Source organism: Allobosea sp. FG18 (assembly GCF_057809495.1).
This window is the reverse complement of the sequence record NZ_JBMDKB010000001.1, coordinates 353,006-377,023: the sequence shown is the minus strand read 5'-3', so window position 1 is coordinate 377,023 and position 24,018 is coordinate 353,006. Positions and strand designations below refer to the sequence as shown.

General features: G+C 68.4%; 22 protein-coding genes. 11 read left to right on the top strand and 11 right to left on the bottom strand.

The genetic code is table 11. The annotated features are described in order from the left end of the window. Positions 1 to 16: 16 nt before the first annotated feature. Positions 17 to 1,804 (bottom strand): acyl-CoA dehydrogenase C-terminal domain-containing protein, encoded by a 1,788-nt coding sequence (locus tag ACODTJ_RS01810; RefSeq protein ID WP_454659034.1) that lies wholly within the window; start codon positions 1,802 to 1,804, stop codon positions 17 to 19. Between the two features lie 212 nt (positions 1,805 to 2,016). Next, complete coding sequence (locus ACODTJ_RS01805) at positions 2,017 to 2,475, bottom strand: MerR family transcriptional regulator (protein ID WP_454657965.1); 459 nt, start codon at positions 2,473 to 2,475, stop codon at positions 2,017 to 2,019. Positions 2,476 to 2,830: 355 nt separating this feature from the next. On the opposite strand from ACODTJ_RS01805, the gene ACODTJ_RS01800 reads away from it, so the two are divergent. From ACODTJ_RS01800 to ACODTJ_RS01790, 3 genes are all read left to right on the top strand, one after another. Next, positions 2,831 to 6,163, top strand: coding sequence for a hypothetical protein (locus ACODTJ_RS01800; RefSeq protein ID WP_454657966.1), 3,333 nt, complete (start codon positions 2,831 to 2,833; stop codon positions 6,161 to 6,163). A 182-nt stretch (positions 6,164 to 6,345) separates the two neighbouring features. Further along, the gene (locus ACODTJ_RS01795) at positions 6,346 to 7,275 is read left to right on the top strand and encodes a sulfite exporter TauE/SafE family protein (RefSeq protein ID WP_454657967.1); all 930 of its coding nucleotides are present in this window, start codon (positions 6,346 to 6,348) and stop codon (positions 7,273 to 7,275) included. Further along, complete coding sequence (locus tag ACODTJ_RS01790) at positions 7,272 to 8,042, top strand: TIGR02186 family protein (protein WP_454657968.1); 771 nt, start codon at positions 7,272 to 7,274, stop codon at positions 8,040 to 8,042. Before ACODTJ_RS01795 ends, ACODTJ_RS01790 begins: the two co-directional genes overlap by 4 nt. A gap of 98 nt (positions 8,043 to 8,140) precedes the next feature. Here the strand turns inward: ACODTJ_RS01790 and ACODTJ_RS01785 are convergent, their stop codons facing one another. Beyond that, positions 8,141 to 9,382: a molybdopterin molybdotransferase MoeA gene (locus ACODTJ_RS01785; protein ID WP_454659035.1), complete on the bottom strand. Its 1,242-nt coding sequence runs from the start codon at positions 9,380 to 9,382 to the stop codon at positions 8,141 to 8,143. 151 nt (positions 9,383 to 9,533) lie between these two features. Here ACODTJ_RS01785 and ACODTJ_RS01780 point away from each other — a divergent pair, with 151 nt between their 5' ends. The 3 genes from ACODTJ_RS01780 to ACODTJ_RS01770 all read left to right on the top strand — a co-directional run bounded on the left by ACODTJ_RS01780 (position 9,534) and on the right by ACODTJ_RS01770 (position 11,566). Next, positions 9,534 to 9,782, top strand: coding sequence for a sulfurtransferase TusA family protein (locus ACODTJ_RS01780; protein ID WP_454657969.1), 249 nt, complete (start codon positions 9,534 to 9,536; stop codon positions 9,780 to 9,782). Between the two features lie 32 nt (positions 9,783 to 9,814). Then, a complete protein-coding gene (locus ACODTJ_RS01775) occupies positions 9,815 to 10,930 on the top strand; it encodes an Mrp/NBP35 family ATP-binding protein (RefSeq protein WP_454657970.1) in 1,116 nt (371 codons plus the stop codon). 234 nt (positions 10,931 to 11,164) lie between these two features. Beyond that, on the top strand, positions 11,165 to 11,566 hold the full coding sequence (locus ACODTJ_RS01770; RefSeq protein WP_454657971.1) for an SRPBCC family protein: 402 nt from the start codon (positions 11,165 to 11,167) through the stop codon (positions 11,564 to 11,566). 6 nt (positions 11,567 to 11,572) lie between these two features. Here the strand turns inward: ACODTJ_RS01770 and mobA are convergent, their stop codons facing one another. Both mobA and ACODTJ_RS01760 read right to left on the bottom strand, forming a co-directional pair. Beyond that, positions 11,573 to 12,199: a molybdenum cofactor guanylyltransferase MobA gene (mobA, locus tag ACODTJ_RS01765; protein WP_454657972.1), complete on the bottom strand. Its 627-nt coding sequence runs from the start codon at positions 12,197 to 12,199 to the stop codon at positions 11,573 to 11,575. A 36-nt stretch (positions 12,200 to 12,235) separates the two neighbouring features. Next, entirely contained in the window at positions 12,236 to 12,751 is a 516-nt protein-coding gene (locus ACODTJ_RS01760) for a DUF2478 domain-containing protein (protein WP_454657973.1), read from the bottom strand. 192 nt (positions 12,752 to 12,943) lie between these two features. Here ACODTJ_RS01760 and ACODTJ_RS01755 point away from each other — a divergent pair, with 192 nt between their 5' ends. From ACODTJ_RS01755 to ACODTJ_RS01745, 3 genes are all read left to right on the top strand, one after another. After that, entirely contained in the window at positions 12,944 to 14,200 is a 1,257-nt protein-coding gene (locus ACODTJ_RS01755) for a peptide ABC transporter permease (RefSeq protein WP_454657974.1), read from the top strand. A 109-nt stretch (positions 14,201 to 14,309) separates the two neighbouring features. Continuing rightward, positions 14,310 to 15,293 carry a threonine ammonia-lyase gene (locus ACODTJ_RS01750; RefSeq protein WP_454657975.1) on the top strand — a complete coding sequence of 328 codons (984 nt, stop codon included), beginning with the start codon at positions 14,310 to 14,312 and terminating at the stop codon, positions 15,291 to 15,293. A gap of 31 nt (positions 15,294 to 15,324) precedes the next feature. Continuing rightward, on the top strand, positions 15,325 to 15,846 hold the full coding sequence (locus ACODTJ_RS01745; protein WP_488847501.1) for a GNAT family N-acetyltransferase: 522 nt from the start codon (positions 15,325 to 15,327) through the stop codon (positions 15,844 to 15,846). Positions 15,847 to 15,863: 17 nt separating this feature from the next. Here the strand turns inward: ACODTJ_RS01745 and ACODTJ_RS01740 are convergent, their stop codons facing one another. Next, the gene (locus ACODTJ_RS01740; RefSeq protein ID WP_488847500.1) at positions 15,864 to 16,256 is read right to left on the bottom strand and encodes a hypothetical protein; all 393 of its coding nucleotides are present in this window, start codon (positions 16,254 to 16,256) and stop codon (positions 15,864 to 15,866) included. A 583-nt stretch (positions 16,257 to 16,839) separates the two neighbouring features. Between ACODTJ_RS01740 and ACODTJ_RS01735 the strand changes: the two genes are divergently transcribed. Together ACODTJ_RS01735 and ACODTJ_RS01730 are read left to right on the top strand one after the other, a co-directional pair. Further along, on the top strand, positions 16,840 to 18,012 hold the full coding sequence (locus ACODTJ_RS01735) for a M20 aminoacylase family protein (RefSeq protein ID WP_454657978.1): 1,173 nt from the start codon (positions 16,840 to 16,842) through the stop codon (positions 18,010 to 18,012). A gap of 11 nt (positions 18,013 to 18,023) precedes the next feature. Continuing rightward, positions 18,024 to 19,130, top strand: coding sequence for an NAD(P)/FAD-dependent oxidoreductase (locus ACODTJ_RS01730; protein WP_454657979.1), 1,107 nt, complete (start codon positions 18,024 to 18,026; stop codon positions 19,128 to 19,130). Positions 19,131 to 19,286: 156 nt separating this feature from the next. On the opposite strand, the gene eda is transcribed toward ACODTJ_RS01730, so the two are convergent. From eda to ACODTJ_RS01705, 5 genes are all read right to left on the bottom strand, one after another. Then, a complete protein-coding gene (eda, locus tag ACODTJ_RS01725) occupies positions 19,287 to 19,931 on the bottom strand; it encodes a bifunctional 4-hydroxy-2-oxoglutarate aldolase/2-dehydro-3-deoxy-phosphogluconate aldolase (RefSeq protein WP_454657980.1) in 645 nt (214 codons plus the stop codon). Positions 19,932 to 19,970: 39 nt separating this feature from the next. Continuing rightward, positions 19,971 to 20,657, bottom strand: coding sequence for a 6-phosphogluconolactonase (gene pgl / locus ACODTJ_RS01720; RefSeq protein WP_454657981.1), 687 nt, complete (start codon positions 20,655 to 20,657; stop codon positions 19,971 to 19,973). Next, positions 20,657 to 22,159 (bottom strand): glucose-6-phosphate dehydrogenase, encoded by a 1,503-nt coding sequence (zwf, locus tag ACODTJ_RS01715; RefSeq protein WP_454657982.1) that lies wholly within the window; start codon positions 22,157 to 22,159, stop codon positions 20,657 to 20,659. Before zwf ends, pgl begins: the two co-directional genes overlap by 1 nt. A 248-nt stretch (positions 22,160 to 22,407) precedes the next feature. Continuing rightward, on the bottom strand, positions 22,408 to 23,160 hold the full coding sequence (locus ACODTJ_RS01710) for an ABC transporter ATP-binding protein (RefSeq protein WP_454657983.1): 753 nt from the start codon (positions 23,158 to 23,160) through the stop codon (positions 22,408 to 22,410). Beyond that, entirely contained in the window at positions 23,157 to 24,014 is an 858-nt protein-coding gene (locus tag ACODTJ_RS01705) for an ABC transporter ATP-binding protein (protein WP_454657984.1), read from the bottom strand. Before ACODTJ_RS01705 ends, ACODTJ_RS01710 begins: the two co-directional genes overlap by 4 nt. Between the last annotated feature and the right edge of the window lie 4 nt (positions 24,015 to 24,018).

Here is a 24,018-nt window from a genome sequence, read left to right as displayed (position 1 = left end):
CATGACGGTAACTCGATCAGAACTGCTCGACGCTCAGCGCCATGGTGGTGTCGGCGCCGGAGGTGATGCGCGCCAGATGGGCGGCGGTTTCCGGCAAGGTGCGCTCCATGAAGAAGCGGGCGGTGACCAGCTTGCCGCTCATGCGCTCGTCGGCACCGGCCTTGAGCTTCTCCTGCGCCGCCTTGGCCATCTTGACCCACATGTAGCCGAGCGAGACGAGGCCGAGCAGGTGCATGAAATCGCTGGCGCCGGCGCCGGCATTGTCGGGCTTGGCGAGCGCATTGTTCATGAACCACATCGCCGCCTGCTGGAGATGGCCGAGCGAGACCTGGAGCGGCCCAAGCAGCGGCTTCAGCGCTTCGTCCTCGGCATTCTCCTTCAGGAAGCCGCCGACCTCGTTGAAGAAGGCCATGATGCCGCGGCCGCCGTCGCGGCCGAGCTTGCGGCCGACGAGATCCATCGCCTGCACGCCATTGGCGCCCTCGTAGATCATGGCGATGCGGGCATCCCGAACGAACTGCTCGACGCCGGTCTCGGCGATGTAGCCGTGGCCGCCGAACATCTGCTGCGCCTTCACCGCGTTGTCGAAGCCGACATCGGTGAGCACGCCCTTGAGCACCGGGGTCATCAGGCCGAGCTGGTCGTCGGCCGCCTGGCGCTCGGCCGCATCGCCGGAGCGATGGGCGATGTCGGACTTCAGCGCGTTCCAGAGCACGAAGGCACGCGCGGCCTCGTTGAAGGCCTTGATCGACATCAGCGTGCGGCGCACATCCGGGTGGACGATGATCGGATCGGCCGGCTTGGCCGGCTCCTTGGCGCCGGTCAGCGCGCGGCCTTGCAGGCGCTCCTTCGCATAGGCGACAGCGTTCTGATAGGCGACCTCGGACTGGGCGAGTCCCTGGATCGCGACGCCGAGGCGAGCCTCATTCATCATCACGAACATGGCGTTGAGGCCCTTGTTCTCGGCTCCGACCAGCCAGCCCTGGGCGCCGTCATAGTTCATGACGCAGGTCGCGTTGCCGTGGATGCCCATCTTGTGCTCGATCGAGCCGCAGGACACGTGGTTGTTCTCTCCGACAGAGCCATCCCCGCTTAACTTGTTGCGCGGCACGACGAAGAGCGAAATGCCTTTCACGCCGGCCGGCGCGCCCTCGATGCGGGCGAGCACGAGGTGGACGATGTTCTCGGTGATGTCCTGCTCGCCGGCAGAGATGAAGATCTTGGTGCCGGAGATGGCGTAGGAGCCGTCACCGTTCGGCACGGCCTTGGTCTTGAGCAGGCCGAGATCGGTGCCGCAATGCGGCTCGGTCAGGTTCATGGTGCCCGACCAGGTGCCGTCGATCATCTTCGGCAGGTAGGTCTGCTTGATCTCGTCGGAGCCGTGGACATAGAGCGCTGCGATCGCGCCCATGGTCAGGCCGGGATACATCGCAAAGGCCATGTTCGCGGCCGAGGCGTATTCGTTCATCACGGCGCCGAGCGTATAAGGCAGGCCCTGGCCGCCATATTCCGGGTCCATGGCGAGGCCAATCCAGCCGCCGCCGGCATAGGCCTGATAGGCCTCCTTGAAACCCTTCGGGGTGGTCACGCCGCCTTCGGGATGACGGGTGCAGCCCTCCTGGTCGCCGGAATAATTGATCGGCTGGAGGACTTCCTCGCAGAGCTTCGCGCCCTCGCCGAGCACGGCCTCGATCACGTCCGCAGACGCATCGGCGAAGCCCGGCAGGTTGTTGTAGCGCTCGATGTTGAAGACGTCGTTGAGCAGGAAAAGCGTGTCGTCGACGGGCGCCTTGTAGACCGGCATCGGATCCTCCCTCTCGTCGCAAAGGCGGCGCTTGAACCCTGCCGCCGCATCAAGATAGTTCATATATAAACAATCTGAGCGAAGTTGCAACTGCAACGTTGTGACTTTGTGGTCCTCGGGATGGCGGGAGCGTGACGCGGCCATAAAAAAAGCCCCGGCGGAGCCGGGGCTTTGGGGATGACGCGCTTGAGCTTGCGCCGGAAAACCGCCGCTCAGGCCTTGCCGAGCCGCGAGAGCGAAGCTTCGAGCTCGGTGATCGCGCTCTCGATCTCGGCGCGCTGGCTGCGCAGCAGCTCAAGCTGCTCGACGATCTGCTCGCGGCTGAGCTGAAGGCCGCCGACGGAGGCCGCCTTATCGCCGGCCCCGCCCTTCTTGTCCTCGTTGGCGAGCATGGCGCGGATCTCGACGAGCGTGAAACCGAGCTGCTTGCCCTTGAGGATCAGGGCGAGCCGGGCCCGGTCGCGCGCCGAATAGATGCGCGTCATCCCGGAGCGGCTCGGCGCGATAAGGCCGCGCGCTTCATAGAAGCGCAGCGTGCGCAGCGTCACGCCGAAATCGCGGGCGAGGTCGCTGATGGTGAAATCGCCGGTCTGGTCGGCGTCGGCAGAGGCGGCGGCGGAGCGGGTTTCATGAATCGAGGAACCCGCCATAGCCAAGCTTTGGCGTGACATGAAAGCTGCAATCCTTGCGATGGGATCGAATCGCCGACCTTCTGACGGCATCGACCGATACCCAAGTGATAGGCAAGGTCCTCCCGCAGCGTCAGGTAATACGTCGCCCTGGCGGGGTAAGTTACCGTTACATGCCCCGGAAAGGCGTCCTCCCATGGGGCATTCGGAGAAAATTAACGATCGGGACCCCGGTTATTAACCTGCTGTTTACCATGCCGGCCAAATGTCGGGAACGCGCATCGGCCTCGTGGCTTCGTCAACGGTATCTTCACGATCAGCCGAGGTTCGCGCGGAAGGCGACGGCATCAGGGGGCCTCGCTTGCCGCAGACAAGGTCCCCTTAGGCGAGCGAGATCATGGCCAATAGCTTGCCCTGGAGCGTGAAGGGCGTCGATCCCCGGACGCGCGATGCGGCAAAGGCGGCAGCCCGCCGGGCGGGCATGACGCTGGGCGAATGGCTCGACCACAAGATTCGCGACGAGAGCGACGTGGGCCCTGCTCCGTCCGCACCGGAGCAGCTCGACATAGCCGCGCTGTCCGAGCGGCTGGCCCGCCTGTCACAGGGCCGGACCGACACAGCGCCGCGTCAGGCCCCTCCCACCCCAGCCCCGTCACGCGAGGCTATCGACAGCCTCGTCGGCCAGGCGGCCGCGCTCGAAAGCATGACCCGCGAAGCCAATGCCCGGACCGCTGGCGCTCTGGATTCGATCACCCGCTGGATCGAGAAGACCGAGGACCGCCTGTCGTCGAGCGAGCGCGGCTCCGCCGAGCGGCAGGAGCGCGCCACCAACGTCATCGCCGACGCGATCAAGACGATGGGCGAGCGCATCGCCGAGATCGAGCGCCGCGATCTCGAGGCCCAGCAGGTCCGCGCCGAGCAGGCGCCCCGCCTCGCCTTCAGCCGCGAGGGGCTGGCCGCCGCCGTCACCGATATCCGCACGCGCCAGCGCTTCCTCGATACCGACGAGGCCGTGGCCGCCCGCCCGACTGCGGTCGCGCCCGAGCGCATCTCGGCCTTGCGCGAGGATTTGCGCGAGATCGGCTCGCGCCTCTCCTATGACGGCCGCCGCCCGCCGCAACCGCAGCGGCCTGCCGCCCCGGTGCGTGTCGACACCAGCGCCATCGAGGCCAAGATCGGTCTCCTGGCCGATCGCCTCGACCGGCTCGATCGGCGCGACCAGTTCGAACCCCTGCTCAAGCCCCTCACCCGCATCGAGGCGGAAGTCTCGCGGCTGTCGCAGGACCGGGCAGGCGAGAGCTATCAGCGCTTCCAGCTCGAAATCGCGCATCTCGCCGCCAAGGTCGATGCGCTCGCGACCCGCGGCGGCCAGGTCAGCAATCTCGACCCTGTCCGGCGCGACATCGCGGAACTGCGCGACCTGCTCGGCGCCGGCGCGCAGGACCACAAGCTCGACGACCTCTCCCAGCAGGTCGCCACGCTCGGCTTCGAGATCGGCCGGCTGCGCGACGTCCAGCCCGACATGAGCGAGTTGCGCAGCCTGGCGAGCGCGATCGACGACGTGCGCGGCGCCGTACTGTCGCAGCGCGGCGACTTCCCCGGCGCCAGCCTGCTGACGTCGCTGGGCACCCAGATCGACGCCCTCTCGCACAAGTTCGACGCGATCGCCTCCCAGAAGCTCGACGAGGCCCATGGGACGCGGCAGAGCGACTACCTCGCCAGCCGCATCGACTCGCTGCAGCAGCAGATCGAGGTCCTGGCCGAACAGGGGCCGTCGGCCGTCACCCGGCAGATCGAGGCTCTTTCCGGCCGGATCGAGAGCCTCGCGGCCTCGAGCCAGTTGACCCGGATGGTCGGAGAGGGTCCGGCTTCGGTCGACCTCAACCCGATCGAGCAGATGCTGCGCCACCTCGCCGATAAGATCGACGAGGCCGGCGCGCCCGGCGCGAACGCCGAATCCTTCGATGCCCTCGAACGGCAGATTTCCGGCATCGCCAGCCGTCTCGACGAGGCGTCCGCGACCCGTTCCGCCGAAAACGGCATGGAGCGCACGCTGCAGGATCTCGTCGTGCACCTGCGCACCATGCGCGAGGAAACGGCGGCCGAACGCGCCGCTCTCACTCAGGCCGCCAGCACGGCGTCCGGCCAGGGCATCGCCGAATTGTCGAGCCTGGTCACGGGCCTGCGCGACACCCATGTCTCGTCCGACAGCCAGACGCGGAACGCGCTCGGCGCCGTCCACGGCTCGCTCGAGGCGATCATGTCGCGACTCGCGAGCCTCGAAGCCGAATTGCAGGGCGAGCGGCGCCCCCAGACGAACGGGCTGGCCGCAGCGATGCGCTCCGGGGATGGCGTCGTCCGCTCCAATCCCGTTCCGGCTCGCGACGGCTCGAACATCTCGCTCGGCGCCGCCGCGCAGGACCGTTTCGGCGCTCCGGCAAGCGAGCCCGCCCGCACCGAGCCGACCTTGCCGGCGAGCACGGCCTTCGACATCCCGCTGGAGCCCGGCTCCGGGCGTCCGCGCCCCGAGACTGCGATCGGCGGTGCGCAGGACCCGCAATCGGTCCGCCAGAGCCTGATCGCCGCCGCGCGGCGCTCGGCCAAGGCCGCGAGCGAAGCCGCCGCCGCGACGCCCTCGCCCGCCGTGGAGCCGTCGGCGAAGAGCCCCGGCCGCCTCAAGGAGATTCTGGAGAAGCGCAAGCGCCCCCTGTTGCTCGGCCTCGCCGCGCTGATCCTCGCCATGGGCACCGCACATCTCGTGACGACCCAGCTGCGCGGCGGTGCCAAGACCGCCAACAGCGAAGCGCGCAGCCTGATCACGCCGCCCGCCGCCAAGCCCGAGGCACCGGCCGCGCCGGCACAGGCTCCCGCCAAGGACCAGTCCTCGGCGCTGCCCACCGCCCCGCAGGATGCGCAGCCCCCCGCCAGCAACGCCGCGCCCGAGCGATCCATCACCGCTTCGGCCGCGCCCGCCACTCCGGCAGCCACTGAAGCGGCTCCGCCGGCACCGGCCGAGCAGACCCAGCTCGTCACCGGGATCGGCGACCTGCCGGCCGGGTTCGGCAGTGCCGGCCTGCGCAAGGCGGCTCAGGACGGCGATGCCCGTGCCGTCTACGAGCTGGCGACCAAGGCCGCCGACGGCCCGGCCAACCAGCGCGACCCGAAGCTGGCGCTGCGCCTGTTCGAGCGTGCGGCGGTCGCCGGCCTCGCGCCTGCCCAGTTCCGCGTCGGCAACATGTTCGAGAAGGGCATCGGCACGCAGCGCGACCTGTCGCTCGCCCGGATCTGGTACCAACGCGCCGCCGAGCGCGGCAACGCCAAGGCCATGCATAACCTCGCGGTGCTCCATGCCGAAGGCGCTTCCGGCAAGCCGGACTATGCCATGGCCACCGAATGGTTCCGCCGCGCCGCCGAGCTCGGCGTCCGCGACAGCCAGTACAATCTCGCCGTTCTGCTCGGACGCGGCCTCGGCGCCCCGACCGATCTCGCCCAGTCCTTCCTCTGGTTCTCGGTCGCGGCCGGCCAGGGCGACGAGGATGCCGGCCGCAAGCGCGACGAGGTGGCCCAGCGCCTGAAGCCGGAGGACCTCGCCGCGGCCAAGGGGCTGGCGGCGAGCTGGAAGCCCAAGACGCTCGACGCCGCCTCGAACGAGGTGACGCCACCCGCCAAGGGCTGGGACCCCCAGCCGACCGCAGCGGCGCCGAAGCCCGGCAAACCGTCCCGGACCTGAGCCGCGTTGCGCAACGTCATGCTTTCGACGTGTTGACGCGGCAGGAAGAACGATCGTTTCCTGAGGCGGGCCGGAAGCGGCCCGCCTTTTCCTTTCGGAAATTCGTCTTAACCCGGACAGCGTAGTCTGGGACCCATCAGGCGCAGGTCCATGTCCATGCGCCAGCCTTGCGAGGGGTAAGCGTGCAGATTTACCTGCCGATCGCCGAGCTGCCGATCAGCGTCCTGATGGTTCTCGGCCTGAGTGGCGCGGTGGGCTTCATCTCCGGCCTATTCGGCGTCGGCGGCGGCTTCCTGCTGACGCCGCTGCTGATCTTCCTCGACATCCCGCCGGCGGTCGCCGTCGCGACGGTCGCGGCGCAGGTCGCGGGCTCCTCGATGACCGGCGTCCTCACCTATCTCCGGCGCAAGGCGCTGGACCTCAAGCTCGGCGGCGTGCTGGTCAGCGGCGGCATCCTCGGCACCGTGCTCGGCGTGCTGTTCTTCAACGCCATGCGCCGGCTCGGCCAGCTCGAGCTCGTCATCACGCTGTCCTATGTCACGCTGTTCTCGATCATCGGCGGGCTGATGCTCTACGACGCGCTGCGCGCGATGCTGCGCGTCCGGGCCGGCAAGCCGGCCCGGCTGAAGCGGCGCGGCGGCATGCATCCCTGGTGGATGGGCCTGCCCTTCCGCCAGCGCTTCTATCGCTCAGGCCTCTATTGCAGCGTGATCCCGATCGCCCTGCTCGCCATCGTGATCGGCTTCATCGGCGCGGTCCTCGGCGTCGGCGGCGGCTTCATTCTCGTGCCCGGCCTGATCTACTTCTTCCGGATTCCGCCGGCCGTGGTGGTCGGCACCTCGCTGTTCCAGATCCTGGTGACGATGACCGGCGCGACCGTGCTCCACGCCGTCACCAACCAGTCGGTCGATATCGTGCTGGCCGTGCTGCTGCTGGTCGGCGGCGTGATCGGCGCGCAGTTCGGCGGGCGGGCGGCGCGCAACCTCAATGTCGAATCCTTCCGCCTGCTGCTGGCGCTGCTGATCCTGTCGGTCGGTCTGCGCTTCGCCATCGAGCTGTTCATCCCGCCGAGCGAGCCCTTCTCGGTGGTCGTGCCGGAGAGCGGACGATGAGGTGGCTCGCCGCACTCCTCGCCGCTCTCGCGATCGGTCTCGCAACCGGCGCCGCCCGCGCCGAAACACTGATCGCGGCGATGTCGAGCCACCAGATCCAGATCACCTCGAACTATACCGGCAGCCAGCTCACCGTGTTCGGACTGGTCGAGCGCGATGGACGGACGGTCGCGCGCGGCGATCCCTACGACATCATCGTCACGGTGCGCGGCCCCAGGCGCATGCTGCTGGTGCGCGAAAAGGAGCAGTTCGGCCCGATCTGGATCAACCGGACGCAACGGCGCTTTCCCGAGAATCCGGTGTTCCTGCATGTCGCCACCAACCGGCCGATCGCGGAGATGATGAGCAACGAGACGGCGCAGCGCGACCGCATCGGCCTCGTCAATGCGGAACGGCCCTCCGGCAGCTGGGTCGATCTCGATCCCGGCGCGCGGCGCTTCCGCGAAAGCCTTGTCCGGATCATGCAGGGCAAGGACCTCTACGGCTACGAGGAACGCGGCGTCACCTTCCTGTCGAGCGCGCTGTTCAGCGCACCCGTCGACATCCCCGCGACAGCCCCGACCGGCGCCTACACCGTCGACATCGTGCTTTACTCCGGCGGCGTTCCGCTGGCGCGCCAGCAAACCAATTTCGAGGTGATCAAGACCGGCATCGAGCAGCGCCTGGCTCAGGGCGCCTATGACTGGGCCGTCCTGTACGGTCTCGTCACGGTGCTGCTGGCGCTGTTCCTCGGCTGGGGCGCGAGCGTGATCTTCCGGCGCGACTAGAGTAATTTCGTAATTCTTCGAATCATGAAATTACTCTAGGTATTTGTTTTATAGCATTTTCTTCACGCGAACCGGTGTCCACTTCGCTCGAAAATGCTCTAGAGCAATTCCGCATAGGGCAGGAAGGGCGCAGAATCGCCCACCTCGACCCGCACGACGTCCTCGGCCAACACGACGAGCCCATCGGATTGCGCGAGCGAGGCGAGCGAGCCGGCTCCCTCGCCGGGATGCTTGCGCGCGATGATCCCGCCTTCGGCATCCTGCTCCAGCGACACCCGCAGGAACTCGCGACGGCCCGACTTCCTGGCACAGGCGAAGCCCAACCGGACCGGCCGGGCTGTCGGTGGAGCATAGGTTTCGCCAGCGAGCCGGGCCAGCAGCTGGCGGGCGACGAAGGCGAAGCCGACGAAGACCGCGACGGGATTGCCGGGTAGTCCGACGAAGGGCGTCCCGGCGACGCTGCCGATCGCGATCGGCTTGCCCGGCTTGATCGCGACCCGCCAGAGATCGAGCGCGCCGCAAGCGAGCACAGCATCCCTGACATGATCGGCCTCGCCGACCGAGACGCCGCCGGAGGTGATGACGAGATCGCAATCGGCCGCCGCCTCGCGCAGCCGCCGCTCGAGGCCCGTTGCCTCGTCGCGCAGGATGCCGAGATCGGCGACCTCGGCACCGGCACGCGTCAGCATCGCGCGCAACATTGCCCGGTTGGCGTCGTAGATCGCGCCGGGGCCAAGCGGCTGGCCGGGCTCGGCGAGTTCGTCGCCGGTCGAGAACAGCGCGACGCGCGGGCGCCGATGCACCGTGACGTCAGCCAGCCCGAGCGCCGCCAGCAGCCCGAGATCCTGCGGGCGCAGGCGCCGGCCGGCCGGCAGCACCTCCCGCCCGCGCGCGACATCCTCGCCCGCCAGGCGCAGATTGGCGCCGCGCTTGATTCCCGCCGGCAGGATAACCGCGCCATCGCTTGCGACGACATCCTCCTGCATCACGATGGTATCGGCGCCCGCCGGGACAGGCGCGCCGGTGAAGATGCGCCAGGCACCTCCCTCCAATCGCGCCGGGGCTTCACCGGCCATCGTCCTGCCCAGCACCGGCAGGCTGGTCGCCGCTCCAGCCGCGAGATTGGCGAAGCGGATGGCATAGCCATCCACCGCGGAATTGGCGAAGGGAGGGAGATCGCGCGGCGCGATCAGCGCTTGCGCCAGCACACGACCGTCGGCCTCGGCGAGCGGCAACTCGACCGTGCCGGCGATGGGATGCACGCGCGAGACCGCATCGGCCGCCGCTGCATCAAGCGTGACGAGCCCGGAATCGGTCCGGCCACCGCCCAGCCGCGCCATCACGGTCCCCGCCTGCTTCGGCTGCCTGAGCGCATCGCCGCCCGTTTCCTCCCGATCGATCATTCTTCATCGTCGCCGCCGCAGACGGGGTCAAGCACCCTGCGGCACGGCGGCGGTTGCCCGCTCCCGAACTGCCGTCCTATGAAGCAGCATGACGACGACGGGCACGACCCTGGACACCATTCCGCTCGACCTGCGCGGCCTGAAATGCCCGCTCCCGGTGCTGCGCGTGCGCAAGGCGCTGATTGCCGCACCGGCCGGCAGCTTGCTCATCGTGCACTGCACGGATCCAATGGCCGCCATCGACCTGCCGAATCTCGTCCGCGAAACCGGCGACATCATCGAGCAACAGGGGGATGCGGACGGCGCCCTCGTCTTCCATATCCGCAAGGCGGCCTAGCCGCGACAGACCAGCCAACGGAGTCCAACGACGTGACCGTCTCCCAAGCCGATGTCCTGCGGGCGCTCGAACTGGTGAAGCTGCCGGCGAGCGGGCAGTCGCTCGCCGCCTCCGGCCGCATCGGCGACATCCTCGTCGATGGCAGCAAGGTGATCTTCGCCATCGGCATCGACGCGACGGAAGCCGCAGCGATGGAGCCGGTGCGCAAGGCGGCCGAGAGCGCCGTCGGCGGCCTGCCGGGCGTGACGCAGGTTCTGGTGGGGCTGACCGCCGACAAGGCCGCCCCCTCCGCCGGCATGCAGGCGCGCCAGCAGGCGCAGCGCCCCGGACCGGGCGGCGCGCCGAAGCCTGCCGGCGTGCCGGGTGTGAAGCAGATCATCGCGGTGGCCAGCGGCAAGGGCGGCGTCGGCAAGTCGACGACCGCAGCCAATCTCGCGGTGGCGCTCGCGACGCTCGGCCTCAAGGTCGGCGTGCTCGATTCCGACATCTACGGGCCGTCCATGCCGAAGATCTTCGGCATCACCGGCAAGCCACAGATCGTCTCGGGCCGGACGCTCGCGCCGATGGAAGCCTATGGCCTCAAGGTGATGTCGATCGGTTTCCTCGTCGACGAGGAAACACCGATGATATGGCGCGGGCCGATGGTGATCTCGGCGATCACCCAGATGCTGCGCGAGGTCGCCTGGGGCGAGCTCGACGTGCTGGTCGTCGACATGCCGCCGGGCACCGGCGACGCCCAGCTCACCATGGCCCAGCAGGTGCCGCTCGCCGGCGCCGTCATCGTCTCGACGCCGCAGGACCTCGCCTTGCTCGACGCACGCCGCGGCGTCGCCATGTTCAGGAAGGTCGCGGTGCCGATCCTCGGCCTCGTCGAGAACATGAGCTATTTCACCTGCCCGGCCTGCGGACATCGCTCCGACATCTTCGCCCATGGCGGCGCCCGTCACGAGGCCGAGCGGCTCGGCATCCCCTTCCTCGGCGAGATCCCGCTGGCCATGCCGATCCGCGAGACCTCGGACGGCGGCCGGCCGATCGTCGCGAGCGATCCGTCGAGCGCCCATGCCAAGGCCTATGTCGCGCTGGCGCGGCAGGTGCAGGCCAGCCTCGGGGGCGCGGTCCGGGCGGCGCCGCGCATCGTGATCGAGTAAAGCGGCACCACGGCACGGGCGGCTTGACAGGCCGCCATAAATGTTCCTATTTTGTTCTCACCATTTATCGACTTTGCGTGGAACCGCGCGGTCATCCCGGACAAGCCGCCTATGGCGGCGCCGATCCGGGATCCATGCCGGAGTGCTTCCGGCAAAGGTTCAGGCGTGGATCCCGGCTCTTCGTTTCACTTCGGCCGGGATGACCCGCGTTTTGATGTGAAAAGGACGAAAGCCATGGCCGTCCATCGTGCCCGCCATATCGGGATCGGCATCGATCGCCCGGTGGAGGAGGTCTACACCTTCCTCGCCGACCCCGTGAATTTCCCGCGCTGGGCCGAGGGCCTCGGCCACAGCTTCGTGCCGGTCGAGGGCATGACCTGGCGCGCCGAGACGCCGATGGGGCCGATGCGCATCCTGTTCAGCGAGCCGAACAACCATGGCGTGCTCGACCATGCCGTCATCCCCGAGCACGGCCCGGCCATGCACAATCCGATGCGGGTCGTTGCCAATGGCGACGGGGCCGAACTCGTCTTCACGCTGTTCCAGCGCGAAGGCATGTCCGACGACGAGATGGCACGCGATGCCGCCATGGTCAGCCGCGACCTCGCGGCGCTGAAGGCGCTGCTGGAGGGATAGGCGCCGTCAGCTCGCGCCCGCCGCGAGGCGCTCGGCTTCGGCGAGGTCCTCCGGCGTGTTGACGTTGAAGAAGGGGTCGATCGGCTCTGCCGGCCACTCGGCGACGGCAACGCCATGGCCTTGCGTCCAGCGGCCGAGCCTGCGTTCGCCCGCAACCAATGCCGCGCGCAAATCCTCCCGCAACGTGACCGGCCAGAGACCGATGGCGTGGTGTTGCCGTCCAGCCGAGGCAGCGCAGGCGAGCGGCGTGCCGGCGGCGAGGCGCATATGATGCAATCGCGCGGCGAGATCATCCGGAATGAAGGGCGTATCGGCCGCGACGCTCAGCAGCCAACCGGTTTGCGGCCTATGCGCGGCGATCCAGTCGAGCCCGGCCAGAACACCTGCGAGCGGACCGGCGAAGTCCGGCACTGTATCGGCGACGACCGGCAGGCCGAATGCGGCCAGACGAGCCGGATCGCCGTTGGCATTGAGCAGGAGCCCATCGCATTGGCCCCGCAGGCGATCGACGACATGGGCGAGGATCGGCCGGCCGGCGAGCGGCTTCAGCGCCTTGTCGCCGCCGCCCATCCGCCGGGCGAGGCCGCCCGCAAGGATCAGGCCGATGGTCGGCGTTTCCGCACGCCCTGTCATTCCGACACCCTGCCCGGGAAGATCACCCCACGGGCCTCAGGCCGCGACGGCCGTCACTGCCTGCGCCCAGTGCTCGACGGCCTCCTCGTCGGGCGGCAGTTCGAGCCAGTCGTCGCCGGCGAATGCGCGCCAGGCGGGCAGGAAATCGCTGCGCACGGCGATCAGGAGCGGCAAGCCGGCGAGCAGCGCGCCGGCGATCTCCTGGCGCAGGCCCTCGCCCAAAGCCTCCTGCTTGCCGAAGCGGTTGACGATCACGAGATCGACGCCTCCGGCCAGTGCATCGGAGAAGGCAACGGCGGCGGCGGCCAATCCGGCCGCATCGAGATGGCAGCCCGAGGCGCCGGCGCCGAGATCCTGGCTGATCGGGAAGCGCCGGCCGCTGGCGACGTCCTCCAGCGACATCGCCATGCAGCTGTCGTCGCAGGTGGCATCGTTATGCTGGACCACGCCGCCGAGGCGCAGGCCCTGCCGCTTCAGCCGCGCGACGAGCCCGTGCATGAAGGCATCGATCGGAAAGCCGCTCGCGAAGGGGATGGCTGCCAGCATGATCATGCCGGTTTCTCTCACGAACGCCGCCGCTCCACCAGAGGCGACGATGCCACGCCCCCCGCGATCCCGCCGGAGAGATGTCGCGACAGTGTTGCCCCGCACCTACAGTCGCGGGCGCTTGCGCCCGCTAGGGTGACGGCGGCTCATCCCGGGCGGCCGGGCAGGCCGAGAGGCTGTCAGGACCCGCCGGAACGCATGATCCGCAACAACGCCCAAGCTCCGCTCGACCCGGCCACCGATGCCGCGCTGCTGCTGCGGCGCATCGGCTTCGGCACGCTGGCGCTCGTCCTGCCGCTGGCCGCGCTGGTCTCACGCCGGGCCGCCGTCGTGCTGGTGCCGATCGGCGTCGTGCTGCTGATCATCGCGACCCTGATCGAGGACCCCCGCAGATTCGTGGGCATGCTCCGGGCGCTTCTGGTCAGCCGCCCCGGCCTGATCCTGATCGGCCTGATCGGATGGGCCTTCCTGTCGCTGGTCTGGAGTCCGTTCCCGGCAGCGGCCGCCGAGAAGGCCGCCAATCTGCTGCTCGCAGCCGTGCTCGGCTTCGTCGGCCTTTCCGCCCTGCCCGAGCGGATGCGCTCCTCGAACCTCAACCTCGTCGCGCTGGGTACCGGCAGCGCCGGCATCTTCGCGCTCGGGCTGATCGCGGTCGCGGCGCTGCGCCATGCCGAGACGCCGCCCGGCGCCGTCGAGCGCGGCGTTTCGATCATTCTGATCATGGCCTGGCCGGCGCTGGCCTGGCTGCTGTCGCGCGAACGCGGTCTCAGCGCGCTCGGGCTGGCGCTCGTCGTGACGCTGCTGGCGCTGACGCGGTTCGAGGATGGCGAGACTCTGGCGATGATCTTCGGCGCCGTCGCCTTCGGCGCGGTCACGGCCAACCCCGAGCGCGCGGCGCAGATCATCGCGGCGATCGTCGCCGGGCTGATGCTGTTCGCGCCGGTCCTGCCCTTCCTGATGGCGCCGCTCGTCACGATCCTGCCCGACAGCGCCGATGATTTCGCGCAGATGCTGTCGATCTGGGCCGACGTGATCCGGCAATCGCCGATCGAGCTGATCACCGGCCACGGCCTCGACACCGTGGTCCGCGGACAGATGAACGGGACCTTGCCGCAGCCCGCTCCGGCGACGCTGCTGTTCGAAACCTGGTATGAGCTCGGGCTGGTCGGCGCTGCTGCCGCGGCCGCCTGCCTCTATTTCGCGATCCGCGCTGCCGGCCGCATGACCGGGGCGCTCGCCGCCGGCGGCGTCGCCGCCTTCACCACCGCCTTCGCGCTCAGCGTCTTCGGCTTCGCGCCGCTGCTGCCGTGGTGGCTGATGACGCTGACCGCCGTGATGCTGCTGTTCGGCGCCATCGCGCGGGGCCAGTATCGCACCGACCGGCCCGCCGTGCCGCTGCCGACGCGCCCGGTCAACCATACGCGCCCGAAGGCGAGCCCGCCGTCGGCTCCCTGACGGCTGCTTTCAACCACGCCCTCACGGGGTTAGCCGACGCTTGACGGGCGGGCATCCGCCGCGCTCTCGTGCCGCCGGATCGGAATCGCCCCGGCAGAGGACCAGCCCCATGACATTCGACGTCACCGCATTCGACGTCACCCTTGGCGACGTCCAGGCCGCCGCGGCGCGCATCGCCGGCAAGGTCCGCCGCACGCCGACCTACTATAGCGCGGGGCTTTCGGCGCGGCTTGGCGTCGAGGCCTGGGTGAAGGTCGAGAGCCTGCAGCTCGGAGGCTCCTTCAAGGTCCGCGGCTGCTACAACAAGCTGATGGGGCTCAGCGAGGCCGAACTGAAGCGCGGTGTCGTCACCGTCTCCGGCGGAAACCATGCCATCGCCGTGTCGCTGGTCGCGCGCGCCGTCGGGACGCGGGCGCTGGTGCTGATGCCGAAGGCGACGCCGGCGCTGAATATCCGCCTGACGGAAGAGGCCGGCGGGCAAGTCGAGCTCTGCGAGGATTCCCTCGCCGCCTTTGCGAAGGCGGAGACTTACGCCGCGCAAGGCATGACGCATGTCCATTCCTATGACGACCCGGCCATCATCGCCGGGCACGGCACGCTCGGCCTCGAACTGGCGGCCGATGCCGGCGGGCGGCTCGACCATGTCTTCATCTCGGTCGGCGGCGGCGGCTTTTCGGCCGGTGTCGGCACAGCCCTCAAGGGACTCGATCCGGCGCTACGCCTGCACGGCGTCGAGACCGAGGGCGCCACAACGATGACGCAGGCGCTGGCGGCCGGCGAACCTGTCGCGATCCGTCCGACCTCGATCGCCCGCACGCTCGGCGCTCCTTTCGCGACGAAGCGCACCATGGCAGCGGCACGGCAGTTCCTCGAGGACATCATCGTGGTGCCCGACGCGGACGCCGTCCGCGAGCTCGTCTGGGTGCTCCAGAACGGGCGGGTGCTGCTGGAGCCGGCAGCGGCCTGCGTGGTCGCCGCCGCGTCGGCGCGCAAGGACAGCTTCCAGCAGGGCGAGCGCGTCTGCCTCGTACTCTGCGGCTCGAATGTCGCGCTCGAGGATATCGCGAGCTGGCGCACGAGCTTCGGCGTCTGATGCCGATCCCACTGCCATTCCGGAACCGGCCATGAACGACCGATCGATCCCGACGCTGCAAACGCAGCGCCTCGCGCTGCGCCCCATGACAGAGGCGGATTTTCCAGCCTATGCCACCCTCCTGGCCTCGCCCCGCTCCGGCGGGTTCGGCGGGCCACTGTCACGAAAACAAGCCTGGGGCCTGTTCTGCCATGACATCGCCTGCTGGAGCTTGTACGGCCATGGCGGGCTGATGATCGACCGACGCACGGACGGCCTCTGCATCGGCCAGGTCGGCATCAGCCACGGCCCGCTCTTCCCGGAGAAGGAGCTGGGCTGGCTGCTCTACGAGGGCAACGAAGGACAGGGTTACGCCACCGAGGCCGCCCGCTCCTTACGCGACTGGGCCGCGCAGGCACTCGGGGTCTCCGAACTGGTGAGTTATATCGCGCCGGACAACGCAGCCTCGGTCGCCGTGGCGGAGCGGCTCGGCGCGGTCCGCGACCTCGTGGCCGACAGACCCGATCCGAATGATCTGGTCTATCGGCACAGGCTCACGACCGCGCCCCGCTAGAGAGCGCGCGGGTTTCGTCAGTTGCTGTTGCGGGCGAGCCTCGCATAACGGCTGCGCTTGCTGGCGGAAGCGTAACGGCTGCGCTTGTGGCCGTACCAGGATGCCTCGCGCTGGCCGACATCGGCATGGACCAGACCGTTGGAATAAGTGCCGACACCGCCGACATTGTCGATCGCGCGCGCCGCGGCCGCGGCCTTGCGCGACGACGTCGCCATCGGCCGGAAATCAATCGCCCGGCCGCTGTAGTGCTGCGAGTTCCGGGCATGGCGGCCGCCGCAGGTCGAGGTGATCTGGATCGGACCGATCTTCGCGACGAGTTCGGCGATCATCGCCTTGGTTTCGGGCTTCAGGCAACCGAGGCCTTTGACCTGCGGCTGAAAGGATATTTTCTCGGGCGTACCATCGGCCATGGCAGCAGCAGGCAAGAAACCGCATAGTAACGCAAGCAACGACAAGCGACGCATCATCTACCAAACATGTAATGGGGAACTGGAAAGGATCAGGCCAGATAAGCTCGATGGCCCGAACGGATGCCGCTGCCTCTAATCGTGAAGCAAGGCCAAATCGTGGCTGGTGCCTTTTCGAGTTATTGTATTAACGCTACCCAGATCGTTCATGGCTCTTGGTCATGCCGTCGATCCCCCCTGGCTGGTGGCCTGGAACGGCGCCGGGAAAGGGAGCTGTCATCCCGTGCGCGGTGCAGCGCGCAGCGGTGCTCCGCAGACACGGGACCGCATGACGAGGAGGCGCCTCTACGCGCAGCCTCTCAAAAAGGCACCCTTTCCTGAGAACGGTCCCGTGTCTGCGCAGCGGCATGGAATGCCGCAGCGCGCACGGGATGCCCCGGTGGATCGGCCTTCGCGCCCGCCCGCCATTCCGCCGAGGCCCATCCCCTGCGCGCCACCGGCTTGGACAGGCAGGGCGCGGCTGGGCTAGCCTGTGCGACGGCACCCGCTTTCTGCGCGGTCGCCCCATTCCATCTCAGAGGATACGATGCCCAAGACCGACATCATCGCGGCGCTCACCCCGGAAATCACCGCGATCCGCCGCGACATCCATCGCCACCCCGAGCTGATGTACGACGTCCATCGGACCGCCGGCCTCGTCGCCGACAAGCTGCGGGAATGGGGCGTCGACGAAGTCGCCACCGGCGTCGGCCAGACCGGTGTCGTCGGCGTCATCAAGGGCAAGGGCCAGGATTCCGGCCGGGTCATCGCCATGCGCGCCGACATGGACGCGCTGCCTATCCATGAAGAGACCAATCTCCCGCACCGCTCGACCGTGCCCGGCAAGATGCATGCCTGCGGCCATGACGGCCATACCGCCATGCTGCTCGGCGCCGCCAAGTACCTGACCGAGACCCGCGATTTCGACGGCACCGCCGTGCTCATCTTCCAGCCGGCCGAAGAGGGCGGCGCCGGCGCCAAGGCGATGATCGACGACGGTCTGATCACCCGCTTCGGCATCCAGGAAGTCTACGGCATGCACAACAAGCCGGGCGTGCCGGTCGGCAAGTTCGAGATCCGCAAGGGTCCTGCGATGGCTGCGGCCGACCAGCTCCACATCAAGATCGAGGGCCTTGGTGGCCATGCGGCGGCGCCGCATCGCGTCAACGACCCGATCGTCGCCTCCTGCGCGCTCGTCACTGCGCTGCAGACGGTCGCCTCGCGCAATGCCGATCCGCTCGACTCGATCGTCGTCTCGGTGACCGCGCTCAATGCCGGCGAGGCCTTCAACGTCATTCCGCAGACCGCGGAGATCAAGGGCTCGGTCCGCACGCTGACGCCGGAAACCCGCGACCTCGCCGAGAAGCGCATCGCCGAGATCGTCGAGGGCGTGATGAAGGCCTTCGGCATGAAGTATCAGCTCAACTATCGCCGCGGCTATCCGGTGACCTTCAACCATGCCGGCCAGACCGATTTCGCCACCAGCGTGACGAAGGAGGCCTTCGGCTCGGACGCGATCAACACCGAGGTGCCGCCGACCATGGGCTCGGAAGACTTCTCCTACATGCTGGAGGAGCGCCCCGGCGCCTTCATCAATATCGGCAACGGCGACTCGGCGGGCCTGCACAACCCGGCCTACGAGTTCAACGATGCGGCGATCCCGGTCGGCGTGAACTACTGGGCGAGCCTCATCGAGATCGCCATGCCGCAGCGCGGTTGACGGCTGAGGCGATGAGCGACATCGATTGTCTGGTGATCGGGGCCGGCGTCGTCGGCCTCGCGGTTGCCCGCGAGCTGGCGCTGGCCGGACGCGAGGTCGTCATCGCCGAGGCTGCCGAGGGCATCGGCACCCAGACCTCGGCGCGCAATTCCGAGGTCATCCATGCCGGGATCTATTATCCGCCCGGCTCCCTGAAGGCCCGCGTCTGTGTCGCGGGCCGTGAGCTGCTCTATCGCTACCTGCAAGAGCGCAGTCTGCCGCACAAGGCTTGCGGCAAGCTGATCGTCGCCACCTCGGAAGCCCAGAAGCCGGCGCTGGAGACGATCATGACCCGCGCCAAGGCGTCCGGCGTCGACACGCTGCGCTGGCTCTCCGGCGCCGAGGCCAAGGCAATGGAGCCGGAGGTGCGCTGCGAGATCGCGCTGCTCTCGCCCGAGACGGGCGTCGTCGACAGCCATGCGCTGATGCTGTCGCTGCTCGGCGAATGCGAAGCGGCCGGCGGTTCGCTTGCGCTGAACACGCCGATCACCGGCTGGCGCCGCGAAGCGGAAGGCTTCAGCGTCGATTTCGGCGGCGACGATCCGGCGACCTATAGCGTTCGGACCGTGGTCAATTCGGCCGGCCATGGCGCGCCGAAGCTGCTCGGCCTGCTCGACGGCTTCCCGGCCGCGCATGTGCCGGTGCAGCACTATGCCAAGGGCAATTATTTCGCGCTGACGGGCAAGCAGCCCTTCAGCCATCTGGTCTATCCCGTGCCGGAGGCGGCGGGGCTGGGCATCCACGCCACGATCGACATGGGCGGGCGGGTGAAGTTCGGGCCTGATGTCGAATGGGTCGAGAGCGACCAGGACCTGGTCGTCGATCCGGCGCGGGCGAAGAAATTCTACGCGGCGATCCGGACGTACTGGCCGGGGCTACCGGACGAGGCGCTCGTCGCGGACTATGCCGGCATCCGGCCGAAGCTGCACGGGCCGACCGAGCCGATGCCGGATTTCCGCATCGACGGGCCGGAGGTGCATGGCGTGACGGAGCTCGTCAACCTGCTGGGCATCGAGAGTCCGGGGCTGACGAGTTCGCTGGCGATTGCCGAGATGGTGCGCGAGAAGCTCGCGGCGTGAAGGCTGTCTTCCCGCACGCGCTGCGGCACGAAGTGCTGCTGCGCAGATGCGGGACCGTCCTCAGGAAAAGGCGCCTTCTCGTCGCGCGGTCCCGTGTCTGCGCAGCAGCGTTACACGCTGCAGCGCGCACGGGATGACACCCTTCTTTTCCCGCCCTTACGCCCGCGCCTTCTGGAACGCTTCCTTCGCCTCGCGCGCCAGCGTCTCGATCCGCTTCCAGTCACCCGCGGCGATCGTATCGGCCGGAACCAGCCACGAGCCGCCGACGCAGATGACCTGCGGCAAGGCGAGATAATCACCGAGATTCTTCAGGCCTACACCGCCGGTCGGGCAGAAGGTCATTTGCGGGAACGGGCCGGACAGCGCCTTCAAGGCCGGCGGGCCGCCGGCCTGCTCGGCCGGGAAGAATTTCGCGGTGGTGCGGCCAGCCGCAACGGCGCGCATGCAATCCGAAGCGGTTGCCACGCCCGGCAGCCAAGGCAGGCCGACCTTGCGCAAGGCTTCGTCGACGCTCTCGCTGAAGCCGGGGCTGACCACGGCCTGCGCGCCGGCATCCTTGACCTGCTGGGCCTGGGCCGGTGTCACGACGGTACCGGCAACCGCCAAAGCCTTCGGCACCGATTTCGCGATGGCCGCGAGGGCTTCCATCGCGGCCGGGCGGCGCAGCGTGACCTCGACGACATCGATACCACCGGCAACCAATGCATGAGCGAGATCGACGGCGCGCGAGGCGTCCTCGATCACCACGACGGGGATCACGCCGCAGCTCTTCAACCGGGCAATCGCGGCAGTCTCGTCCATGGTCTCGTCTTTCAATCGATTTGAGCAGGAAATCCGGCTCTACTCCTTCGCCCAGTAGACGTCGAGCCCTCGCGCGCCGCCGAGCAGAAGATCGACCGGCAGCGGCTGCTGTGCGCGCTCTGGAGCGGCCTGAAGCACCGCTTCCTTGGCGGCGCCGGAGACGAGCAGGCTCGCCCAGCCGGCACCGAGCAGGCGGGCGGGCGAGAGCGACAGGCGCGGCGGCAACCCCGGTGGGCGGGCGACGACGATGCCGCTGTCAGGCACGGCGTTAAACGTCGCCTCCGCGCCCGGGAAGAGCGAGGCGATGTGACCGTCCGCTCCCATGCCGCTGACGAGCAGGTCGATCTTGGGAAGTTCGGCGAGCTTGGCGCAGAGCAGGGCGGCAGCGGCTTCGATATCGCTGCCATGCTCGTGGAAGGACAGGAAGCTCGCACGCCCCGCGATCAGCGGCGCGAATTGCGCGCGGATCATGCGCTCGTTCGAGGCGGCATCATCGGCCGCGACGAAGCGCTCGTCGGTCGGCAGCAGCGTGACCTGTTCCCAGGCCAGATCATGCCGGCCGAGCGCGGCGAGGAAGCCGGCCGGAGTCGTGCCGCCGGGCACGGCGAGAAGCGCCCTGCCCTGCCCCGCAAGCAGCTCCTTCAGCCGGACCGCGACCGCCTCCGCCAGAGCCTCCGATGCATCGGCGAGCGTGGCGAAGCGATGCCAGGCGAGCGGGCCGGCCATCAGATCAGATCCGGGTCGGCCCAGGAGCGGCCGTCGCGCTCGATCAGGCCGATCGCCTGCGACGGCCCCCAGGAGCCGGCGGCGTAGCGATGCGGATGCGGGTAGTAGTCCTGCCAGCCGGCGATGATCGGATCGACCCAGGTCCAGGCCTGCTCGACCTCATCACGATGCATGAACAGCGTCTGGTCGCCGCGGATCACGTCGGTCAGGAGGCGCTCATAGGCATCCGGCGTGCGCTCGTCGAAGGCGGTGGAATAGCGCAGGTCGAGCTGGCGCGGCACGATCTTGAGCCGGCCGGAGCCCGGCACCTTCATCATCAGCTGGAGCTGGACACCGTCGTTCGGCTGCAGGCGGATGAAGAGGCGGTTGGCGTCGAGCCGGTCGCAGGAGCCGCCGCCGAAGATCGAATGCGGCACCGGCTTGAAGGTGACGGCGATCTCGGAATAGCGCTGCGCCATGCGCTTGCCGGTGCGCAGATAGATCGGCACGCCGGCCCAGCGCCAGTTGTCGACCTCGCAGCGGATGGCGACGAAGGTCTCGGTGTTCGAGCCGTGGCCGAGTTCCTCGGAATAGCCGCGCACGCGCTGGCCGTCGATCTGCCCGGCGCCGTACTGGCCGCGCACCGTGTAGCGCTGGACATCCGGCCCGACGATGGGGCGCAGCGCCTTCAGCACCTTGATCTTCTCCTCGCGGACGGCGCCGGCCTCCAGCATGTTCGGTGGCTCGATGGCGAAGAGGGTCAGCAATTGCATGAGATGGTTCTGGACCATGTCGCGCATATGCCCGGACTTGTCGTAATAGCCGGCGCGCTGCTCCAGCCCGACCGTCTCGGCCACGGTGATCTGGACATGGTCGATATCGCGGCTCGACCAGGAGCGCTCGAACAGCGTGTTGGCGAAGCGCAGGACGAGCAGGTTCTGCACCGTCTCCTTGCCGAGATAATGGTCGATCCGGTAGGTGCGGCTTTCCGGCAGGATGCGCGCGACGGCATCGTTGATCGCCCGCGCCGAGGCGAGGTCGCGGCCGAGCGGCTTCTCCAGAATGACGCGCGAGGTCGGCGTCAGGATCTCGGCCTTGGCGAGATTCTCGCAGATCGGGATGAAGAGGTCCGGCGGGGTCGAGAGGTAGAAGGAGCGGACGCGCTCGCTCTCTCCCAAGGCCTGCTTCAGCGCGCCATAGGTCTCGGGCTTCACCGCATCGAGCATGACCATGGTCAGGCGGCGCAGGAAGGGCTCGACCTGATCCTTCGGGATGCCCTCCTCGCTTAGGCGCTTGGCGATCTGCTTCGGCAGCCCCTCGACATCCTCCTCCTTGCGGACGATGGCGAGGATGCGGCTCTCGCCGGGCAGGACGCCCTCGCGGTTGCGTTGGGCGAGCGCCGGAAAGAGCTTGCGCAGCGCGAGATCGCCGCTCGCGCCGAAGATCACGAGATCGAAGGGCGGGACCGGCGTCCGCTCGGGAATGGTCTCGGGCCGAAGCGCGTTGTCCACGATGGCGTCCATAGGTCTCACAACTCCGTCAGGCGGTGCCGGTTCGCAATGCGGTGCCCGTCATTGCGAGAAGCGCAAGCGACGAAGCAATCCAGGGGACCGGGTTGCAGCCGTTCAACCCAGTCCCCTGGATTGCTTCGCTACGCTCGCAATGACGGAGCGGCCAACCGGGATACACCGTACCGAAAGGCTGCGGCCAGAGTGGGACGGTTTTGCCGCGCTGCAAAGAGGGGACGGCGCAGGGCCGATCCCCTCGTCGTTCAGCCCGCGCGCCGGAAGCCCGCGCTCGCGGTCAGCAACTGCTGGGCATAGGCCGTCTGCGGCTGACGCGCGGCCAGCGTCTCGACCGTCATTTCCTCGACCGCGCGGCCGAACTGCATGACCAGCAGGCGCTCGCACATATGGCCGACGACCGAGAGATCGTGGCTGACGAGGATATAGGTCAGCTTGCGCTCCTGCCTGAGCGCCGCGAGCAGGTTCAGCACCTCCGCCTGGATCGAGACGTCGAGCGCCGAGGTCGGCTCGTCCAGGAGCAGGATCGAGGGTTCGAGCACCAGCGCACGGGCGATCGCGACGCGCTGGCGCTGGCCGCCCGAGAGCTGGTGCGGATAGCGGAAGCGGAACGAGGCGGGCAGGCCGACATCCGTGAGCGCCTTGCCGATGCGGGCCTCAGCGTTGTCGAGGCCGTGGATGGCGAGCGGCTCGGCCAGCGTGTCGTCGACCGTCTTCTTGGGGTGCAGCGAGCCATAGGGGTCCTGGAAGACCATCTGGACGTTGCGATAGAAGGCCTTGTCGCGGACCTTGGGCTGCACGACGCCCTCGATCGTGACATTGCCGCTCCATTCCCGGTTGAGGCCGGAGAGCACGCGCAGCACGGTCGACTTGCCCGAACCGGACTCGCCGACGAGGCCGTAGCTCTCGCCCCTGCGGACGTCGAAGGAGAGATCCTTCACGACATGGGAATCGCCGAAGGAGACGTTGAGCTTGTCGACGGAGATCGCTGTGTTCGTCATGCCAGCCACGCCGGGTCACGGTTGAGGGTGGCGAGCTTCGCCCGGGGATGATCGAGGTCCGGCAGGCATTCGAGCAGGCCGAGCGTATAGGGATGGCGGCGGCTGCGCGCCGCCGGGTCGGCAAGCTCGGCCGCCGGCAGCGTCTCCATGACCTTGCCGCCATACATGACGATGACGCGGTCGCAGAAGGACTGCACCAGATGCAGGTCGTGGCTGATGAAGATCAGCCCCATGCCGCGCTCGGTGACGAGATCGTCGAGGATCTTGAGGATCTGAAGCTGGACGGTGACGTCGAGCGCCGAGGTCGGCTCGTCGGCGATCAGGACCTCCGGTTCGGCGATCAGCATCATCGCGATCATGACGCGCTGGCCCATGCCGCCCGAGACCTCGTGCGGATAGAGGTCGTAGACGCGGGCGGGCTCACGAATCTGCACCTGTTCCAGCATGGCGAGGCTGCGCTCGCGCGCCTCGCGGAAGCCGGCCTTGCGGTGGATGCGATAGGCCTCGGCGATCTGGCTGCCCACGGTCTCGACCGGGTTCAGCGAGAATTTCGGGTCCTGCATCACCATGGAGATATGGCGGCCGCGGAGCTTGCGGCGCGCGCCCTTGTCCATGGCCGTCAGGTCCTGACCACGGAAGCGCATGCGGTCGGCGCTGACGACGCCCGGATGCGGGATCAGGTCGAGGATGGCGCGGCCGGTCATCGACTTGCCCGAGCCGGACTCGCCGACGATGCCGAGCCGCTCGCGGCCAAGCGTGAAGGAGAGGCCGCGCACGGCCCGGACGATGCCGGTCGGCGTGTGGAAGTCGACCTTGAGATTGTCGACCTCGAGAAGAGGCTGCTCGCTCGCCATCGGC

Coding starts and splice junctions, on each gene's coding strand:
- ACODTJ_RS01810 (WP_454659034.1), bottom strand. CDS start 1,804: ATGCCGGTCTACAAGGCGCCCGTCGACGACACGCTTTTCCTGCTCAAC.
- ACODTJ_RS01805 (WP_454657965.1), bottom strand. CDS start 2,475: ATGTCACGCCAAAGCTTGGCTATGGCGGGTTCCTCGATTCATGAAACC.
- ACODTJ_RS01800 (WP_454657966.1), top strand. CDS start 2,831: ATGGCCAATAGCTTGCCCTGGAGCGTGAAGGGCGTCGATCCCCGGACG.
- ACODTJ_RS01790 (WP_454657968.1), top strand. CDS start 7,272: ATGAGGTGGCTCGCCGCACTCCTCGCCGCTCTCGCGATCGGTCTCGCA.
- ACODTJ_RS01785 (WP_454659035.1), bottom strand. CDS start 9,382: ATGGCGCGGCTGGGCGGTGGCCGGACCGATTCCGGGCTCGTCACGCTT.
- ACODTJ_RS01780 (WP_454657969.1), top strand. CDS start 9,534: ATGACGACGACGGGCACGACCCTGGACACCATTCCGCTCGACCTGCGC.
- ACODTJ_RS01770 (WP_454657971.1), top strand. CDS start 11,165: ATGGCCGTCCATCGTGCCCGCCATATCGGGATCGGCATCGATCGCCCG.
- mobA (WP_454657972.1), bottom strand. CDS start 12,199: ATGACAGGGCGTGCGGAAACGCCGACCATCGGCCTGATCCTTGCGGGC.
- ACODTJ_RS01760 (WP_454657973.1), bottom strand. CDS start 12,751: ATGATCATGCTGGCAGCCATCCCCTTCGCGAGCGGCTTTCCGATCGAT.
- ACODTJ_RS01755 (WP_454657974.1), top strand. CDS start 12,944: ATGATCCGCAACAACGCCCAAGCTCCGCTCGACCCGGCCACCGATGCC.
- ACODTJ_RS01750 (WP_454657975.1), top strand. CDS start 14,310: ATGACATTCGACGTCACCGCATTCGACGTCACCCTTGGCGACGTCCAG.
- ACODTJ_RS01745 (WP_488847501.1), top strand. CDS start 15,325: ATGAACGACCGATCGATCCCGACGCTGCAAACGCAGCGCCTCGCGCTG.
- ACODTJ_RS01740 (WP_488847500.1), bottom strand. CDS start 16,256: ATGGCCGATGGTACGCCCGAGAAAATATCCTTTCAGCCGCAGGTCAAA.
- ACODTJ_RS01735 (WP_454657978.1), top strand. CDS start 16,840: ATGCCCAAGACCGACATCATCGCGGCGCTCACCCCGGAAATCACCGCG.
- ACODTJ_RS01730 (WP_454657979.1), top strand. CDS start 18,024: ATGAGCGACATCGATTGTCTGGTGATCGGGGCCGGCGTCGTCGGCCTC.
- eda (WP_454657980.1), bottom strand. CDS start 19,931: ATGGACGAGACTGCCGCGATTGCCCGGTTGAAGAGCTGCGGCGTGATC.
- pgl (WP_454657981.1), bottom strand. CDS start 20,657: ATGGCCGGCCCGCTCGCCTGGCATCGCTTCGCCACGCTCGCCGATGCA.
- zwf (WP_454657982.1), bottom strand. CDS start 22,159: ATGGACGCCATCGTGGACAACGCGCTTCGGCCCGAGACCATTCCCGAG.
- ACODTJ_RS01710 (WP_454657983.1), bottom strand. CDS start 23,160: ATGACGAACACAGCGATCTCCGTCGACAAGCTCAACGTCTCCTTCGGC.
- ACODTJ_RS01705 (WP_454657984.1), bottom strand. CDS start 24,014: ATGGCGAGCGAGCAGCCTCTTCTCGAGGTCGACAATCTCAAGGTCGAC.